The organism is Acidobacteriota bacterium (genome assembly GCA_016196065.1).
Taxonomy (GTDB): domain Bacteria; phylum Acidobacteriota; class Terriglobia; order Terriglobales; family Acidobacteriaceae; genus Acidiflorens.
In genome coordinates, this window is the sequence record JACPYL010000018.1 from 266,579 (window position 1) to 284,946 (window position 18,368).

11 protein-coding genes and 1 pseudogene are annotated in these 18,368 nt (G+C 58.5%); 8 read left to right on the top strand and 4 right to left on the bottom strand.

Annotated elements, in window-relative coordinates:
- Positions 1-7: 7 nt before the first annotated feature.
- The 7 genes from HY010_17675 to HY010_17705 all read left to right on the top strand — a co-directional run bounded on the left by HY010_17675 (position 8) and on the right by HY010_17705 (position 12,552).
- A complete protein-coding gene (locus tag HY010_17675) occupies positions 8-1,135 on the top strand; it encodes an isomerizing glutamine--fructose-6-phosphate transaminase (protein MBI3477565.1) in 1,128 nt (375 codons plus the stop codon).
- Positions 1,136-1,336: 201 nt separating this feature from the next.
- Complete coding sequence (aceE, locus tag HY010_17680) at positions 1,337-4,027, top strand: pyruvate dehydrogenase (acetyl-transferring), homodimeric type (protein ID MBI3477566.1); 2,691 nt, start codon at positions 1,337-1,339, stop codon at positions 4,025-4,027.
- 28 nt (positions 4,028-4,055) lie between these two features.
- Positions 4,056-5,813, top strand: coding sequence for a dihydrolipoyllysine-residue acetyltransferase (gene aceF / locus HY010_17685; GenBank protein ID MBI3477567.1), 1,758 nt, complete (start codon positions 4,056-4,058; stop codon positions 5,811-5,813).
- 160 nt (positions 5,814-5,973) lie between these two features.
- Positions 5,974-7,401: a dihydrolipoyl dehydrogenase gene (lpdA, locus tag HY010_17690; protein MBI3477568.1), complete on the top strand. Its 1,428-nt coding sequence runs from the start codon at positions 5,974-5,976 to the stop codon at positions 7,399-7,401.
- Between the two features lie 94 nt (positions 7,402-7,495).
- Positions 7,496-9,247 carry a mechanosensitive ion channel family protein gene (locus tag HY010_17695; GenBank protein ID MBI3477569.1) on the top strand — a complete coding sequence of 584 codons (1,752 nt, stop codon included), beginning with the start codon at positions 7,496-7,498 and terminating at the stop codon, positions 9,245-9,247.
- A gap of 61 nt (positions 9,248-9,308) precedes the next feature.
- On the top strand, positions 9,309-10,817 hold the full coding sequence (locus HY010_17700) for a TonB family protein (protein MBI3477570.1): 1,509 nt from the start codon (positions 9,309-9,311) through the stop codon (positions 10,815-10,817).
- Between the two features lie 1,369 nt (positions 10,818-12,186).
- Positions 12,187-12,552 carry an energy transducer TonB gene (locus HY010_17705; protein MBI3477571.1) on the top strand — a complete coding sequence of 122 codons (366 nt, stop codon included), beginning with the start codon at positions 12,187-12,189 and terminating at the stop codon, positions 12,550-12,552.
- Here HY010_17705 and HY010_17710 read toward each other — a convergent pair.
- The 4 genes and pseudogenes from HY010_17710 to HY010_17725 all read right to left on the bottom strand — a co-directional run bounded on the left by HY010_17710 (position 12,549) and on the right by HY010_17725 (position 16,970).
- On the bottom strand, positions 12,549-13,013 hold the full coding sequence (locus HY010_17710) for a cyclic nucleotide-binding domain-containing protein (protein MBI3477572.1): 465 nt from the start codon (positions 13,011-13,013) through the stop codon (positions 12,549-12,551). The two genes, HY010_17705 and HY010_17710, sit on opposite strands and share 4 nt — an antisense overlap.
- Positions 13,014-13,264: 251 nt before the next feature.
- Positions 13,265-15,685 (bottom strand): serine/threonine protein kinase, encoded by a 2,421-nt coding sequence (locus HY010_17715; protein MBI3477573.1) that lies wholly within the window; start codon positions 15,683-15,685, stop codon positions 13,265-13,267.
- Positions 15,686-15,838: 153 nt separating this feature from the next.
- Positions 15,839-16,384 carry a hypothetical protein gene (locus tag HY010_17720; GenBank protein MBI3477574.1) on the bottom strand — a complete coding sequence of 182 codons (546 nt, stop codon included), beginning with the start codon at positions 16,382-16,384 and terminating at the stop codon, positions 15,839-15,841.
- Between the two features lie 12 nt (positions 16,385-16,396).
- Positions 16,397-16,970: pseudogene (locus HY010_17725) on the bottom strand (MarR family transcriptional regulator).
- A gap of 239 nt (positions 16,971-17,209) precedes the next feature.
- On the opposite strand from HY010_17725, the gene HY010_17730 reads away from it, so the two are divergent.
- Entirely contained in the window at positions 17,210-18,361 is a 1,152-nt protein-coding gene (locus HY010_17730; GenBank protein ID MBI3477575.1) for an ABC transporter permease, read from the top strand.
- The last annotated feature ends 7 nt before the right edge of the window (positions 18,362-18,368 follow it).

Consider the following 18,368-nt stretch of genomic DNA (forward strand, 5'->3'; position numbering starts at 1 on the left):
GAGAGCAATGGCTGAGAAGCGCCAGTTTCCGCATCACCTGATTCGCGAGATTTTCGAACAGCCCGATGGGCTGCGTCGGACGGTCGAGCCACGTATCTCGCGTGAACAGGGACTCGTGCACCTGGAAGAAGTAAAGATCCCGCGCGAAGAGTTACGGGCGGTGCGGCGCATTAATATCGTCGCGTCCGGAACCAGCCGGCATGCGGGCATGACCGGTCAGTTCATGATGCAGGAACTGGCGGGCGTTCCGGTGGATGTGGACTACGCCAGCGAGTTCGAATACCGCAACCCGATGATCGGGCCATCCGAGCTGAGCATATTTATTACGCAGTCGGGTGAGACCGCTGACACCACCGGAGCTTTACGTGAGGCCAAGCAGCGTGGGTCGCGCATCATCGCCATCACGAACGTGGAGGGATCGACCGTTGCCCGAGAAGCCGACGGCGTCATCTACGTTCACGCCGGACCAGAGGTCAGCATTGCGTCGACCAAGGCTTTCACCGGACAAATGGCCTGCCTGTTCCTGTTTGCTTTGTACCTGGGGCAGGTGAAAGAGAAGGTAGCGCCGGAAGTTGCCAAGCGCTACATCGGAGAACTGCTCGCGTTGCCGGGAAAGATCGAAACGATTCTGGCGTCTGCAGACCAGTGTGAACAGCTGGCGGAGCGCTACCATCGCGTCGAAGACTTCATGTTTCTGGGCCGCGCCATCCATTACCCGATTGCCATGGACGGCGCGCTGAAGCTCAAGGAAATTTCTTATATTCACGCTGAGGGGTATCCCACGGGAGAAGCGAAACATGGTCCCAACGCTCTCATCGACTATCGGCTTCCTCTGGTGATGATTGCGACTTGCGATCCTGACGATGCGGGATCGGTGCTGCGTTACGAAAAAAATGTCAGCAACATGGAAGGCTTCAAGAAGCAGGGCGGCACCGTCATTGCAATCGCCACGGAAGGCGACACGAAGGTTCCGCAGCTGGCCAATCACACATTCTTTATTCCGAAAGCGCCCGAGTTGTTATCGCCAATTCTGGAGATTGTCCCGCTCCAACTCTTCGCATACTACGTAGCGGCCAAGCGGGGACTGGATGTGGATCGACCGAGGAATCTGGTGAAGGCGGTAACGCTGGAATAACCCAGGTCTCCGATCTCAGGTCCAGGGTCTCGGGTAAGAGACCATCCCATCGCACCAAACGATTTCACTGTCAATTTTGACCGGCACTCGGTTTTCCTGAGACCTGACACCTGCGACCCGAGACCTCCGTCTCTCCTCCAGCAAAATTTCCGCCGATTGCTTATCATAGAGAATTCCATCAATTACGAGGGTGAGGTCAGAGTGGCTGAGACGCAGCAAACGCAACCGACGAACGGTTTGGAAGTTGTTGAAACGCGGGAGTGGCTGGATTCACTCGACTACGTACTGTCCAAAGGCGGAGCGGAACGAGCAGGCAGGTTGCTGCAACAACTGGCCTTGCATGCGCGACGAGCGGGCGGCATCAATCTTCCATTCACAGCGACCACTCCCTATCAGAATACGATTCCCTCATCGCAGCAACCCCCGTTTCCCGGCAGCCAGGAGATGGAACGCCGGATCAAGAGCCTGGTGCGCTGGAATGCGCTGGCCATGGTCGTCCGCGCCAACAAGATTCAGGAAGGCATTGGCGGACACATCTCCACGTTCGCGTCAGCCGCGACGCTTTACGAAGTTGCCTTCAACCATTTCTTTCGAGCGTCCAATGAGAGTGGGGACCGCGACCTCGTTTACTTTCAGGGTCACGCCGCGCCCGGCATCTACGCGCGCGCGTATCTGGAAGGCCGCATTCCGAAAGAGAAGCTACAGAATTTTCGCCGCGAACTGAATCCCGGCGGAGGCCTCTCTTCCTACCCGCATCCGTGGCTGATGCCCGATTTCTGGGAGTTCCCGACCGTCTCCATGGGACTCGGTCCGATTCAGGCGATCTATCACGCGCGTTTCATCAAGTACCTCGAGAATCGAGAGCTGAAGACTTCGACCGGCGGCAAGGTCTGGGCGTTCCTCGGCGACGGCGAAATGGATGAACCGGAATCGCTCGGCTCCATCACGCTCGCGTCCCGCGAAAAGCTCGACAACCTTATTTTCGTCGTGAACTGCAACCTGCAGCGCCTCGACGGTCCGGTGCGCGGCAACTTCAAGATTATTCAGGAACTGGAAGCGATCTTCCGCGGCGCGGGATGGAACGTCATCAAGTGCATCTGGGGCGGCGACTGGGATTCCCTGATCCAGAACGATCGCGACGGATTGCTCGTCAAGCGCATGGGCGAAATCAAAGACGGGCAGTATCAGAAATTCTTCGTGGAGAGCGGCGCGTACTTCCGGCAAAACTTCTTCGGCACCGATCCACGCTTGCTGAAGATGGTGGAGCACCTTTCCGACGAGCAACTATCCCGCATGCGGCTGGGTGGTCACGATCCGATCAAAGTGCACGCCGCATTTCGAGCGGCCGTGAACCACACCGGAGCGCCGACCATCGTTCTCGCCAAGACCATCAAGGGATACGGACTCGGCGAAGCTGGCGAAGGCAAGAACATCACGCACCAGCAGAAAAAGCTGAACGAAGACGAACTGCAGATGTTCCGGTCGCGCTTCGGCATTCCAATCCCAGACGACGAACTGCATGAGGCGCCGTTCTATCGTCCTGCCGACGATAGCGCGGAAATTACCTACATGCAGGAACGCCGCAAGCAGCTCGGCGGATACATGCCGGTCCGCAAAAACCGCGCCATGCCGCTGAAACCCTTGCCGGAAGCGCATTTCGAAGAATTCTATAAAGGCACCGAAGGCCGCGAAGTTTCGACCACCATGGTCTTCGTGCGCATGCTGTCAAAACTATTGCGCGATCCCGAGGTTGGCAAGTTCATCGTCCCGGTCGTCCCCGACGAAGCGCGCACCTTCGGCATGGAAGCCTTGTTCCGCCAGGTCGGCATCTATTCCAGCGTCGGTCAGCTCTACGAACCCGTCGACATGGATACCCTCCTTTATTACAAAGAGGCGAAGAACGGACAGATTCTCGAAGAAGGCATCACTGAAGCGGGATCAATGTGTTCGTTCATCTCGGCGGGTACCGCGTATGCGAACCACGGTATCAATACGATTCCGTTTTTTATTTATTACTCCATGTTCGGATTCCAGCGTATCGGCGATCTGATCTGGTTGGCGGCCGACAGTCGCTGCCGCGGTTTCCTCGTCGGTGGCACTGCGGGTCGAACAACGCTGGCCGGCGAAGGCTTGCAGCATCAGGACGGACACAGCCACGTGCTCGCCTTACCGGTTCCGAATCTGATGGCCTACGATCCCGCGTTCGCCTACGAGATCGCGATCATCATTCAGGACGGCATCAAGCGTATGTACGTCGATGGCGAATCCATCTTCTATTACTTGACCGTCACCAACGAACCTCTCCCCATGCCGGAAATGCCCAACCAGCCGGGGATTCGTGAGGGTATCCTGCGCGGCTTGTACCGTTATCGCGCTTCAGAAAAGAAGGATGCGAAACTGCGCGCCCAGATTTTCGGCAGTGGCACCATCATGTTCGAAGTATTGAAGGCGCAGCAGATTCTGGAAAAGAATTACGGCGTAGCCGCGGACGTGTGGAGCGTCACCAGCTACAAGGAACTGTATCGCGACGCCAACGATTGCATGCGCTGGAACATGCTGCATCCCAAAGAGACACCGAAGGTTCCCTACGTCACGCAGGCGTTGCAGGGCGCATCGGGACCGTTCATTGCGGCATCCGATTACATGAAGGTGCTGTCGGAGAGCATTGCGCAATGGGTGCCGGGCAAACTCCTTTCGCTTGGTACCGACGGCTTTGGACGCAGCGAAAGCCGCGCCGCACTCCGTGACTTCTTTGAGGTGGATGCGAAACATATCGTGCTCGCCACCCTGACTGCGCTGGCCCGAGAAAATCAGGTCGGCCCCGACGTTCTGGAAAAAGCGATTCGCGATCTTGGAATCAATCCAGAAAAAATGAACCCGGCGATCAGCTAGCAAGCGATCCGCTAGAAAAAGAGAAAGAATGGCAACGGAATTCAAACTGCCCGAACTCGGGGAGAACATCGAGACCGGCGAATTGGTGCGCCTCATGATCAGCCCCGGCGCAAATATCGCCGAGGGTCAACCCGTGATGGAACTGGAGACGGACAAGGCGGTCATCGAGGTACCGTCGTCGGTCAGCGGCACGGTGGGCGAGATCCGTGTCAAGGAAGGCGACAAACTCCGTGTCGGGCAAGTGATCTTCACCGTGGAAAATGGGGCAAAGCCTTCGGCCGCCAAGACTGAAGCTGCGCCCGCACAACCCAAGGCTTCTGCTCCAGCACCTGCAAAACCCGCGGCCACTGCCGTTTCCGCAACCGTCCCCAAGATCGAAGCTTCCGCGGCGCCCGCTCCTCAAGCGGCGACGCCGGCATCGTCGGGACCTAGCGAGTTCAAACTGCAGGAACTCGGGGAGAACATCAGTTCTGGAGATCTGGTGCGCCTGATGATCGCGCCTGGCTCGCGTGTTTCCGAAGGCCAGCCGGTGATGGAACTGGAAACCGACAAGGCAGTCGTGGAAGTTCCGTCCAACGTCAGCGGCATCGTGCGCGAAGTGAAAGTTAAGGAAGGCGAGAAGATCAAAGTCGGTCAGGTGATCTTTACGCTGGAAGGCGGTGCACCCGCGCCAGCCGAAGCACCGAAGCGTCACCAGCCCGTTGAGCATATTTCGGGACAGCATGCTGCTCGCCTTGCATTCCAGATGGCGATGAGAGCCGAGGGCAAGACAGAAGAACAGGCCCTTCCACCGGATCAGCCATTTGTATCCGTGCCGGTGCCGACGTTTACGATGCCGGTGCAACTCGCCAAGGTGGCAGGTACGGAACATCGCGATCCGGTCCCCGCGGCTCCGCATGTGCGACGACTCGCACGCGAGATCGGTGTCGACATCCACAGCGTGCAAGGGAGTGGACCGGGCGGGCGAATCAGCGACGACGACGTCAAACTGCACGCGAAAAATATGCTGGCCGCAGCGGCCGTAGCCGCTCAGACTCCGGCTCTCGGATTTATCGAGCCAGAACTTCCCGACTTTTCGAAGTGGGGCAAGATCGAACGCGTCTCCATGCGTGGCGTACGGCGCAAGACGGCCGAACACTTGCGGCAGGCCTGGAACACGATTCCTCACGTCACACAACAAGACCGCTCCGACATTACCGAACTCGAGCAACTGCGTGCCAAGTTTGCACCACGCGCGGAAGAAGCCGGCGGCAAGATGACCGTGACCGCCATTGCGCTTAAAGTAGTCGCGTCTGCGCTGAAAGTCTTCCCCCAATTCAATGCCTCGATCGACATGGGGAAGGAAGAAATTGTCTACAAGCAGTACATCAGTATCGGCGTCGCCGTGGACACGGACCGTGGACTGCTCGTGCCCGTGATTCGCGACGTCGACAAAAAGAACATCGTCGAACTCGCCGCGGAACTTACGCAGCTCTCCAAAAAAGCGAAAGAGAAGAAGCTGACTCCCGAAGAAATGACGGGCGGCACCTTCACGATTACGAATCTGGGCGGAATCGGCGGCACAGGATTCTCGCCGATCGTGAATCATCCGGAGGTCGCGATTCTCGGACTATCGCGTTCGCGCATGGAGCCGGAGTGGGTAAACAACAAATTTGAACCGCGCTTGATTCTGCCGCTCTCGCTCTCCTACGATCACCGACTGATCGATGGCGCCGACGCCGCGCGCTTTCTGCGCTGGATTGCAGAAGCGTTTGAACAGCCGTTCTTATTGTCGGTGCAGGGCTAAATACGTTGTCGCGACTGACGGCAGTCTCTAAGAACGTTAAATATTGTTGCCTGTCATCCCGAGCGAAGCGAGGGATCTGCACTTCGACGCCCTATGCAGACCCCTCGCTCCGCTCGGGATGACAGAATCATTCTTGACGGAAGTGAGCTTAAGGACACCCATGGCGAACGATTCAAACTTGCGCGTTGCCGTAATTGGCGGTGGACCGGGCGGCTATGCTGCCGCGTTCCTCGCCGCTGACTTGGGCATGAAAGTCACCCTGATCGATCCCGAAGTGAACCCGGGCGGTGTCTGCCTCTATCGCGGATGTATTCCGTCCAAGGCTCTTCTCCATGTTGCCAAACTGCTAGAAGAAGCTGAGCAGGCAAAGAATTGGGGCATCGAATTCGGCGAGCCGAAAGTCGACCTCAACAAGCTGCGCGGATGGAAAGAGAGCGTCGTCAAGAAACTCACCGGCGGCCTCGGACAACTCTCCAAACAGCGCTCTGTACAGTTCGTATCCGGCAAGGCGGCATTCGTAAATTCCACCACGCTGAAAATCACGAAGACGGCTGCGGGTGGCGAAGAAACGATGACCTTCGACCGCATCATCATCGCGACCGGATCCCGCCCGAGCGTCGTGCCGAGTCTCAAGCTCGACAGCCCGCGCATGATGGATTCGACCGGCGCTCTCGATCTTCCCGATATTCCAAAAACTTTGCTCGTCATCGGCGGCGGATACATCGGATTGGAACTCGGATCCGTTTATGCGACGCTGGGGACAAAAGTTACTTGCGTTGAAATGTTGCCCGGGTTGCTCCCCGGCGCAGATCGCGACCTGGTACTACCTCTACACAAGCGCCTGGAGAAACTGTTCTCCGCGATCCTGCTGAACACGACCGTCAAATCTCTAAAAGAAGAGAAGAACGGGATTCGCGTGACTCTCGAAGGCCCGGACGTGACCGAGAAGGAACAAGTTTTCGATCGTGTCCTGATGTCGGTCGGGCGCCGGCCGAATTCTGAAATCCCCGGCCTCGACAAAACGAAAGTTAAAGTAAACGCCAAGGGCTTCATCGAAATCAACGGACAGCGGCAGACTGCCGATCCTACGATTTATGCGATCGGCGACGTTGCTGGAGAACCGATGCTCGCCCACAAAGCGATGCATGAGGGCCGCACCGCAGTCGAAGCCATCGCTGGACACAAAGTTGCTTTCGAACCGAATGCTATTCCAGCGGTTGTATTTACGGATCCAGAAATTGCGTGGGCCGGCCTCACCGAAACACAGGCCAAGGAACAGGAACGCGCAGTCACCGTTGCCAAGTTTCCATGGGCAGCCTCTGGACGAGCGATCACGCTGGACCGGCCCGAGGGCTTGACCAAGCTGATCATCGATGCAAAAACTGAACGGGTACTCGGGGTCGGCATTGTCGGAGCGGGCGCGGGCGAACTCATCGCAGAGGGTGTGCTGGCGATCGAAATGTGCGCCTTGGCCGCCGATGTGGGCATGACGATTCACCCGCATCCGACGCTGTCCGAAACGATGATGGAGGCGGCAGAAATTTTCTACGGGCACGCAACCGACATCTACCGTCCCAAAAAGGCGTAGGCGCACGAGCCAGCAGATTTCTTCTGTGACCTCTGTGTTCTCCGCGATGAAGCCTCAGGCTTTCGATCGTAGGGAACACAGAGCGGTTACTCCGATGAAAAAATTTTTGTTCCTGGTTCTGCTCTTATCGATCTCCGCAAATACCCTGCAGGCGCAGTCCGTCGGCACTTTGCTGAGGGGCGGACAGCAGACCGCCACTTCCGCGCCCGCCACTACTGACCCTCTTGGACGAGACACGCCGTCGGGCACGGTCTTCGGCTTCCTGCAAATGGCCCAGGCCGGCAACTACAAGTCGGCAGCCGAGTACTTGCAACTCAGCACCGTGCGCCGGCAGTCACAGGGTCCTGAACTGGCCAGCAAGCTGAAAGTCCTGATGGATCGTGCCTGTGTGGGATGCGCCCGGCGCATCAGTCAGAATCCGGAAGGCAGTCCGGAAAATGGAGACCTGGGCTCCCAAACCATCGGGTCCTTCGTGAGCGGGAACGAAGGAGACGTTCCGGTAGTGCTGGTCCGCGTCGCGGATCCGAGTGCCGGAAAAGTCTGGTTATTTTCCTACGAGACGCTCAGTAAAGTCACCGAACTTTACGACAACCTGCAAGCCCATCAGATCGAAAGCAAACTTCCCCCGGTGCTTGTCGGCAAACTGTTTCTGGGTCTGCCACTCTGGCAGTGGCTGGCGATGCTGATTGCGATTCCGGCCGCGGCAGCAATCGGATGGGCGATCATACTGATTCTCGCGATTCCGCGGCGTCTCTGGCTTAAATATACGAATCGCCCGAACTTGCATTCTTACGTACGCGTCTCCGGACCCATGCTGTTGTTTTTCGGGACCATCGCCCACCGCGTGCTGACGTCCTATCTTGGGTTGCCTCTGCTGCCGCGTGTTTACTACTACCGCGGGAGTGGCATGGTTGTGGCCATCGGGTTCTTCTGGTTCTTGCTGCGGGCCAACGGCATCGCCATGCAGCGCCTGCGCGCGCTTGCGGTGGGCGCAGGACGCACGGGTACCGGTTCGCTGATGGTGCTCGGCGAGCGATTGCTCAAAGCCGTCATCATCGGGATCGCCGTCCTGGTCATCCTGGCGATTGCTGGATTCGACCTGACCACCGTGCTCGCCGGTGTCGGCATCGGCGGCATCGCGATTGCCTTTGCCGCGCAAAAGACTCTCGAGAACTTGTTCGGTGGCGTCTCAGTGCTGGCGGACGAAGTTATCCGCGTCGGCGACACCTGCCGCTTTGGCGACCGGGTGGGCGTAATCGAAGACATCAGTTTGCGATCGACGCGGGTTCGCACGACGGAACGTACCGAACTCTCGATTCCGAACGGCGCGCTGGCCGCGATGAATGTAGAGAATCTCACTCGCCGGGACAAGATTCTCTTCAATCCCACGCTCAGCGTGAAGTATGAGACCACGCCCGACCAGCTGCGATATTTACTCGCGGGCGTGCGGCGGATGTTGTATGAACACCCCAAAGTCGAACAGCGCAGCGCGAATATCCGACTGGCAAATTTCGGCACGAGTGCGCTTAGCCTGGATATTGTGAGTTATTTGCTGACGACAGACGCCACGGAATTCAATGCGATTCGAGAGGATCTCCTCCTCCGCATCATGGAAATCGTCCGCGAGGCGGGCACTGATTTTGCCTTCGCATCCAGCACCGTCTATCTAACCCGCGAGCCTGGTCTCGACCGGAAAAAGGTCGCCGCTGCTGAACGCCAGGTAAAGGAGTGGCGAGAGGAGAAGCAACTTCCCTTCCCGGACTTCGCGTCCGCGGACAAATCGTCTTTTCAAGGCTCGATCGCGTATCCCGACCGGGATTCGGCCGTCGGCGAGGGCTCCCGGTAAGCAATCCCGCTTACTAGGGTAACTTGCAGCCTTGCAGCATGGTTTCTAGCATAGTGAAGCTATGCCCCATGCCCTTCTCCTGTCGCCCGATGATCAGGCGGTTAGCGCCATTACCGCCGTGCTTGAAGAAATGTCGGTGACTTGCGAGCGGCCTCTGGACGGCCCGTCTGCCGCGAAGAAACTGATGTCCCAGAGTTTCGATCTGGTCCTCGTGGATTGCGAGAATCTGCCCGCAGCCAAACTTATTTTTGATGTGTGCCGCCGCTCTCAGACGGGTACCAATCCCGTGCCCATCGCGATTGTTGATGGCCGCGCTGGACTACCCACTGCATTTCGCCTGGGCGCTGAACTGATTCTTACCAAGCCGGTCGCGAAAGACCAGGCCCGAACAACCATCCGCACTGCGGTCAGCCGAGTGAAAAAAGAGGACGCTGCTCGACCGGCTCATCCGTTTGAAGAAACACCTGTGCAGGCCGCCGCCGCAGTCCCGGACACCCAGGCACAAGCGGCTGCAGCCGGCGCTTCCTCAGCCCATTCCGCTTCCGAGATGGCTCACGTTGCAACGCCCGCGCCGATCATGGCCAGTCATGCAACCCCAAACCTGAGTGCTGCGGTCGAAGAAATCGCTGCGAAACCTCCTGTTCCTGCGCCACGCGCGAGTTCGCTGACCGCGAAGCCTGCCAAACCGGCGATTCCCGAGACGGACATGTTCATGCCGCCGGCCAAAGAGATTCCCACAAAACCTTCGGACGATCCTATTCTCGCGGACCTGGAATCCGATTCACCGACTGCGCCCGTGTTTAGCTCCTATCCCGCAGAGCCCGAGAAAAAGGGACGCGGATCGCTCTATGCTCTCCTAATTCTTATGCTCCTTGGCGGTGGACTATACGCTGCCTGGATGTATCAGCCCGGGTTCCGCGAGTTCGCGCAACCGCAGATCGATAAAGTAGTCGAGATGATCACAGGATCAACACCGTCGCAGCAAACTCCTGCGGCTCATCCTGTTCCGGCGCCCGCGCCTGCAAAGGCTCCAGCGACGCAACCCTCGCCAGCGGCGGCGACACCAGTTTCTGACAACGCCGCGGTTCCGGCAGCAATAACTCCGAGTTCAAGTTCGGCTCCGGCATCGACCGATTCCGCCGTTCCGGCTCCTCTGGCATCGTCAGCGGCCGATGCCCCAACTACGACTCCGGCATCAGATACCGCCAAGCCACAGGTTCCTGCAGACAGCAAGAAAAGTGCGGTCAGCACCCCGGCTCCCGACGCGGAATTGGCGGGCGAGAAGAGTGCTGTAATTCTCTCTTCGCAGGGTGCGGAAAAGCGACTCATCCGGCATTCCCAACCCGTCTATCCAGCGGCTGCCCGCAAGGCAGGCGTTGAAGGGACCGTTGTTCTGAAGACCGTGGTCAACACAAACGGCGTGGTAGAAGGCGTTCGCTTAGTGGAAGGAGACCGTGCACTCGCTGCAGCGGCTATCGCATCGGTCAAGCAATGGCGCTATCGTCCTTACGTTCGTGACGGAAAGGCTCAGCCCTTCCAAACCATCGTTCTGGTGGAATTTCAACGCTAGCCAACCATCGGCCGCTACTTCTATTACTCCCGTAACTTGCTGGTACTCCGAAGTGTAACTAGGATTTCTGTGTATGAGTTACCAAGCGTTACTCTTCTGTCTCGACGAAAGACTGTCGCGTGTGGTCACGCAGGTCTTCAGCGAACTGGACTTCACGGTGGAACAGGTCAACGAGCCCTTTGCTGCTGTCAAGAAATTGATGGCGCAGCGCTATGACGCCGTCGTGGTCGACTGCGAGAACGAGCCGAATGCCACTCTGCTGTTCAAGAGCGCGCGTAATTCCAGTTCCAACCAAAGCTCGCTCGCTCTCGCATTAGTCGAGGGGCAGGCCGGAGTTGCGAAAGCCTACCGCATCGGGGCCAACCTGGTACTCACCAAGCCAATCAATGTTGAGCAGGCGAAGGGGACCCTGCGGGTCGCGCGCGGGCTCTTGCGCAAAAATCAGGACGCTGCAACTCCAGCCGCAAAAGCCGCACCCACGCCCGCTCCGGCTGCACCTGCGCGTGTGCCTGCTCCCGCTCCAGTTGCTTTCAAGCCGCCGATTCAGAATGTTCCGGCCGCTCCAATTCAGAATATTCCTGAGGTTCCCGAATTCGAGTCAGCATTGCCTGCGATGGCCGCATCGGCGGAGTTCGCAGAAACGCATGTCGCGATTCCCGTCCCTGAATCGCAATCAACCGTTGCGCCGGTAGTAGATTCTTCGGCTGACAGTGTGCTTGCTGCTTCCTTGTTCGAACCGGCAAAACCAGTTGCCCAACCGTCGACTCCCGCTCCGGTCAAGAATGCAGCCGCCAGTTCGGCCAGCGCATTTGGAGCTGCGTCGGCTCCGGCTCCCGCTAAAGAGATTGCTATTCCCGCGGAACCGAAGCCCGCGATCGTTCCCTCGGCCGAGAGAACCGAGATGGCAGCACCGAGCTTTGGCGCAACCAATGTCGGCAGCAGCCCTTCCTTCGGGGCCCTCGACACCCATGATTCTGACGGATCCGGTGGAAGCAAGAAAATGCTCGTCATCGCCGCGCTCGTTCTAGTGTCGGCCGCGCTTGGCTATTTTGGTTACACCAAGCTCAGCAAACCCAGCGCTGCTGCTCCATCGATCGCTGCGCCCCAAGCGTCGGCGCCTGCAACATCGCCGGCGCCGGTCAGCGCGAAGCCATCCGGAGCCATATCCGATCCGAGCGCTTCCGCTGCGCAGCCGGCCACAACGACCACCAAACCAGCGTTGACAGCTAACACGCCGGCCGTTGCGATTAGCGAACCTGAAGTGGTCACAAAGAAGGTTGCGCCGGCCATTGTCGTGAAGACATCGACCCCGAAGAAGATTCAGGCGTCAAGCGAGGAAGCGGCTCCGCAAGTGCCCAGTCCGCTTGCCATGGCCTCGGACAGCGATAAGAAACTGAGTGGACTGGTGTCATCGGTACCGACCGCAATGCCGACCGCCACCTTGTCCAAGGTGAAGATTTCCCAGGGAGTCTCGCAGGGATTGCTGATCAAGCGTATCCAGCCACGGTATCCGCAGAATGCACTTTCCATGCGCATTCAAGGAGCCGTGCTGATGGAAGCCACTATCGACAAGGAAGGCAACATCTCCAATCTGAAAGTTGTCAACGGAGACCCGGTGCTGGCCCGCGCGGCTACCGACGCAGTCCGCCAGTGGCGATACAAGCCCTACTACCTGAATGGCGAGCCAGTTGAAATTCAGACGCAGATCACAGTCAACTTCAAATTGCCCAACTAGTTGAGCTGTACGTCGTGAGGACGGCGTTTTGGACGCCCGGGGTGGGCGCTGATGCTGCGGAACTTGTGATACAGGACGTGCAGATCCTCACTCAACAGGCGCACCACTTGCATACAGAAGTCACAGTGCTCCCGCAGGAATTCCACGAAATTCTCTCGCGGGACGAAAGCCACTGTCGTGTGGTCACCGGCTTCGGCTGTAACTCTGTAAGGCTCGCCTGACATACTCTCGCTCAGCCCCAGCACCGCACCTGGACCAGCTGTCTCCAGTAGCTGGGGGCGGCCCTGCGCGGTGGGCAGCAGGACGCGGACCGCGCCCGATTCCACCACAAAAACTCCGCAGACCTCGGTGCCCTGCCGAAACAGAGTGTCACCTTTTGGGTAGATCCGGATCGACTTGATCGCGTGCAGAGCCTCCCAAAGGTCGGGGCTCAACTTCGCAGGTAAGGACTGGGATGACAAACTGCTTACTCCTTGTCAAATCTAGACTGCTCCACACGGGGGCAGCAATCTGTGATTTACGTCACAAAGATCGGTGATTCATGAGGAGTTTTGTCGGCTGTGGGCTAGGAAGATAGATTCAGGGTGTCAAAATAGGGCTTACTCTGCCCCCTAGACGGTCGAGTTGAGCACGCCTCGCCCCTGTGAGAGGCGGTTTCCGGGCATTTCGCGGGCTGGCGTAGCAGCGTTACGCCGTGCGGACCACCGGCGGCCTATTGCCGCTCCATGATCTCGTCGATCGCCACTTTGCCGCCCTTTTCTACGCTGACGACTTTGTGGATCGGCTTAAAGCCAGTGAGCGTGATGTCGACCACGTAGTTTCCCGGGCCGAGCATGAACTCCGTGGGCGATGTCTTTTCGAAGAGACGTTGGTTCACGGCGATCTGGGCGCCCTTGGGCTGGGTCCGCACGCTCATGGTGCCCATGCCTGCAGTGCTGTCGTTTCCGCCGCCACCGAAGATCTTCTTCAGTTTGTTCACGCTGCGAATATCATCCGCGTTGCCGAGTACACGCAGCGCAGGGCCAAATTGAAAGTTCTGACCCGGTCCCAGGTCCGCACTGGTGGTTTCGTCAAGGTAGCCCTGCTTGCGAAGGACTACTGTGTGCGCACCCTTTTCCACCGCAAACTGCACCGGCGTCACACGGCCCGTGGTCTTTCCATCCAGGATGACCTCCGCGCCGGCAGGCGTGCTACTCACGACCATGAGCGCATTGATGGGAGCCAGGTGCATCGACAGCGCGGCCCTGCTTCCGGACGTGATGTTTACCGTGCGAGCCTCGGTCGAATAGCCGGACTTGCTGACAGAAATGGAATGTTGCCCGGGGTTTATCCCACTCAGACTGAACGGAGTCACCCACGTTGGATCGCTTTTACCATCGAACTGAATCTGCGCACCGGCCGGAGTGGAATCGATCTCCACCGACCCGGACACGATGACAGCAGGCGCCGGAGCAGCTCTCTTCTTGCTTGTGGTAGCAGCACGCTTATCGAGTTGACGAACCGTCACCTCAGGTTCGGACTCAACCGGGGGCGCGGGTGCGACTTGAACCGGCTGTGGCGCCGGCGCTGGAGCAGCCTGCGTGGCGGCGCTCTTGGTCGGACGCGGCGCAGCGGTCGAATCGTCGTCCTCTGAGCGCACGTGCCAATAGACGCCGATCGACACGATGAGAATAAGAACCACCGCTCCCAAGATGGAGTACATCATCAACTGGGGTGGGACTGTCTTGATCTCCGTCATCGCCCGGTCGGCGACTTCGCGGACCTGAATTTTCGGCTTGTCATCCTTGTGCTGGTTGCGGAGTTGCGCCAGCGGAGACGGTTCCGGCATTTCCGGAACGGGCAAAGTTGGCGGCGGCGGCGCAAAAATCGGTTCCTTCATGGGCGGCAATTCGTCCAGGTCGGAGAAACTCTTGGCGGCGGTGGACGTTGCCGGAGCTGCCGCAGACATCATCGGATCAAAAGAGTGAGAGGCTTGCGTTTCTGTTTCCGGCTCGGCGGTGGCTGCCGACATCACCGCGCTCGGCATCGCCGAAGCCTGCGGTGGTGCGGTTGTTTCAATCATCCGCGAACCCGAATTGGATGAAATACTGGAATGCGATCCTGCTCCCGCACTGGCCGCTGCGGCACGAGCCGGCGGAGGCGGTGCAGCCGTGGCCCGCGGAGCTGGTTGCTGCGGAGCCCAATCATCGGAAAGGTCAGACTCAGTGGTTTTGGGGGTGGACGCAATGAATTTGCTGGCGGCCGCTGCGCGCGCCGCCGGAGCTACCGGAGCTTTTGCCGCGGGGGCTGCCTTCTTCGCGTCTCCTGCCGATTTTTTCCCGTTTTCCTTGCACTTCTCAAGGTCGTCCACCAGTTCGCGAGCCGACTGGTAGCGCTGTGCTGGATCCTTGGCAAGCGCTTTCATAACCAGTGCGCTCACACCCGCCTGAATCTTGGGATTCAATGAAGATGGACTTGGCGGCATTTCATCCGCAATTTGAGTGGCCAGCGCGATCGGATCGGTCGCGTCAAACGCCTTGCGGTCGGTCACCATTTCGTACAGCACCGCGCCCCAGGTAAACAAATTCGAGCGCAGATCGATTGCATCTCCGCGCACCTGTTCGGGCGACGCATAGGGCAGCAGCCGTCCCAGGCCATTTCCCATTTCCGCGGTAATCAAGCTCATGTTGGAGATGCCATAACCCAATATCTTGACCAGGCCATCCCACTGCACCATGATTTTCGAGGGTTCCAAAGAAGAGTGAGTCACTCCCTTCGACCCGGCGGCGTCCAGCCCCGCGCACACTTGACGCGTGATATCCAGAAGATCCCAGATCGAGAACCCTTCCCTGCGCGTGAGCATCGTCGCAATGCTGTTTCCCTGGACGTACTCCATCGCGGCGCAGAACTGGCCGTCGATTTCGCCCGCTCCGTAGAGGGCTGCAATATTTTGGGTGGTCAAATCGCGGGTCGCCTCGCCTTCCGCGATCAGTGTGTCCACGAAGGCAGACGCACGTTCGCCGAGCGGCTCCAGATTCTGAGTCTTGAGCGCCACGGTCTGATTGGTTTCCGTGTCCGTCGCCTTATAAATCAAGGCGGTGTCGGACTTGGAGAGTTCACTCTGGATTTCAAATCGGCCAAATATCATTGCCATTGCAGTCGCCTCGCGGTGACAGCCGCACTACTCCTAAGAATGGGTTTTGGCTAATAACCGGGGGAGAGACATGCTTAGGATAACGCGATGAACTCGGGGGCGAGAGTTACGAAAGTACTTGCGTTTCCGATTGAGCCGGAGCGCCTTGAGACGCTATTGCGAGCGCAGCCAGTTTTCCACGAGTTGCCGCACTTTCGCTCCTTCTGGACGGCGCCGGACCGCGTCCAGCACCGATACACGCACCTGCCCATCTCGGCCACGAAAGGCTACCCAGTAGGGGATACAGATTTCGCCGGGAATTTCGACGGCCTCGAACCGCACATCCCGCATGCGGAAGAATCCACGGGTGAACACGAGCCGCCGTACTTTCGCCAGCAGACGCTCTTGCGCCACGTCCGAAGCGAGCGTGGCAGGAATCACGTTACGGGTCTGCAGAAAGAGCAAATCTTCGGGAGCAGGCTGCCCGGGAAATTGATACAGGTCCATCACGCCCTGGGCGGCGTCCAAGCCGAAAATGTTGCTGTCCTCCCGGCCGCTATTGACGACCTTCACGTGGAACAGGCGGAACGGAATATACAGCTCAGCGATCGAGCGAACTGGCCCCCGGAACCAATCGGAGAGGCGAAACGTACCACCAGTGAAATGGCGCAGTGCCTCGGCGCGGGTGACGTTCGCTTTTAAGCTGCGAATTCCAGTCATGGGAGGATTGGTCTAGCCGTCACCTTTCTTCCGCCACTCGTCCAAGATCGTTGACTTGGGATGGGCCGTCATTTCAGCCGTCATTTCCCGTGTGCGTTGCGAGGCGCGACGCATGAAGTCAAGGATGGTCTCAAGTTGCGATTCGCTATAGGCATGCAGCAGGTCCGCATAGGCCTTGCGAACGGAACCGAACACGGCAGCACCTTCGGCAATGCGTTCACGGATCGGCTCGACCATGACCCGCCGACGATCGCTGCCGTCGCGGGCACGCCGCACCAGACCTTTTTTCTCCAGCCGGTCGATGAGGCTGGTGACGGAAGCGGTGGCCAGTCCGGTATGGCGGGCAAGTTCGCCTGCGGTGACCGGACCAACCCGGATGAGGGTGTCGAGCGTTTTGCTGTCGGTGGCCGTCAGGCCAGCGCGCGCGGCAACGACCCGTGTGAAACATGACAGTGGCCGCGCTGCTCTCACGGCCGGCAAACAAGATCGTCTCTACCAGGTGCCGGCGGCGCGGGCTGGCGGGCGCGGGGCGGGCTTTACGCGGGATTGACAAGCGGAGCGAACTCCTTATGTTATCTCGATCCATCGAGATAAACGCTCTATCGAGATATTATGGTAAATCATCATACAGCATGCGGGATAGAGCAACGTGCGGCTACGATGTTGCGCCCTTTCGCGGGGCAGCAGCCCGCCCCAGCTAAGCCTGGCGCCAGTTGTCCTGACGGTGCCCATTGCTTTATGCTGTCGGCTGCAGAGCAATTTGGGTTTGATGCATTTCTCAGGGAATCGCTTTTCCCCTGTTTTACCCTCCGGAGACCTGTCCGCATGACCCTAACCCGCTTCGTCACTAAGAGTGCTTTCCGCAACAAGCGCCGTAGTGTGTTGACGGTGATCAGCATTACGTTTTCGCTGGTGCTGCTTACGCTCATGACGACCATCTGGCATAGCTGGTATATCGACAAGGGAAGCACCCAGTCGGCGCAGCGGCTTATCACCCGGCATCGCGTCTCCCTGACGCAGACGTTGCCGATCTTCTACCGGGAGAAAATGCGTGCGGTTCCCGGAGTCGCAGCAGTAGCTCCGACCCAATGGTACGGAGGAATTTACAAGGACAACAAGCCGGAAAATTTCTTCGCTCAGTTTGCTACTGATCCCGATGAAATTTTCAAAGTGATGACGGACTTTACAATCCCCGGCGACCAACTGGCGGCTTGGCAGAAAGACCAGGCAGGCGCCGTGGTGGACAGCGAACTGGCAAAAAAGTTCGGCTGGAAGGTCGGGGATCGCGTAGTGCTTCAGGGCACGATCTTTCCCGGAAATCTGGAGTTGACCATCCGCGGCATCTTCAAGGCTCCGGAACCTACAATCACGCTCTATTTCAATCGCAAGTATCTCGAAGAGGCGGTTTCGTTCTTCAAGGGAGCGTCTGGCACCTTCAATATTCTGGCCGCGTCGCCGGATGATGTTCCGAAAGTTGCAGCTGGCGTGGACGCCCTATTTCGAAACTCGCCGCAGCCGACTAAAACCGAGAGCGAGAAAGCTTTTCAGTTGAGCTTCATCAACAGCATCGGCAACGTGAAGGCTTTCATCCTGAGTATTTGTATGGCGGTGGTGTTCGCGACTCTGCTGGTATCCGCGAACACGATGGCGATGTCGATTCGCGAACGCACCCGCGAAGTAGCCGTGCTCAAGACGCTGGGCTTTACGCGGCAAACGATTCTCGGTCTCTATATCGGTGAGTCCGTGACCGTGGCGATGATCGGCGGCGTGCTCGGATGCCTCCTGGCGGTTGGCATGGTCACCGGTTTACGGCACGCTCCGGGACTGGGTTTCTTCTTCCTCGGGATCCACGTCACGTTTTCAACCTACGTGCTCGCGCTTCTTGTTTCCGCGATGGTCGGACTACTGAGCGCGATTGTGCCCGCGTATCACGCCGCCAAGATCGGCATTGTGGAGGGCTTGCGCTACGTCGGGTAGCGAACGA

Bases quoted from the DNA above. Each gene is read 5' to 3' on its own strand.
- HY010_17695 (MBI3477569.1), top strand. From the start codon at position 7,496: ATGAAAAAATTTTTGTTCCTGGTTCTGCTCTTATCGATCTCCGCAAAT.
- aceF (MBI3477567.1), top strand. From the start codon at position 4,056: ATGGCAACGGAATTCAAACTGCCCGAACTCGGGGAGAACATCGAGACC.
- lpdA (MBI3477568.1), top strand. From the start codon at position 5,974: ATGGCGAACGATTCAAACTTGCGCGTTGCCGTAATTGGCGGTGGACCG.
- HY010_17730 (MBI3477575.1), top strand. From the start codon at position 17,210: ATGACCCTAACCCGCTTCGTCACTAAGAGTGCTTTCCGCAACAAGCGC.
- HY010_17675 (MBI3477565.1), top strand. From the start codon at position 8: ATGGCTGAGAAGCGCCAGTTTCCGCATCACCTGATTCGCGAGATTTTC.
- HY010_17715 (MBI3477573.1), bottom strand. From the start codon at position 15,685: ATGGCAATGATATTTGGCCGATTTGAAATCCAGAGTGAACTCTCCAAG.
- HY010_17720 (MBI3477574.1), bottom strand. From the start codon at position 16,384: ATGACTGGAATTCGCAGCTTAAAAGCGAACGTCACCCGCGCCGAGGCA.
- HY010_17700 (MBI3477570.1), top strand. From the start codon at position 9,309: ATGCCCCATGCCCTTCTCCTGTCGCCCGATGATCAGGCGGTTAGCGCC.
- HY010_17705 (MBI3477571.1), top strand. From the start codon at position 12,187: ATGGCCTCGGACAGCGATAAGAAACTGAGTGGACTGGTGTCATCGGTA.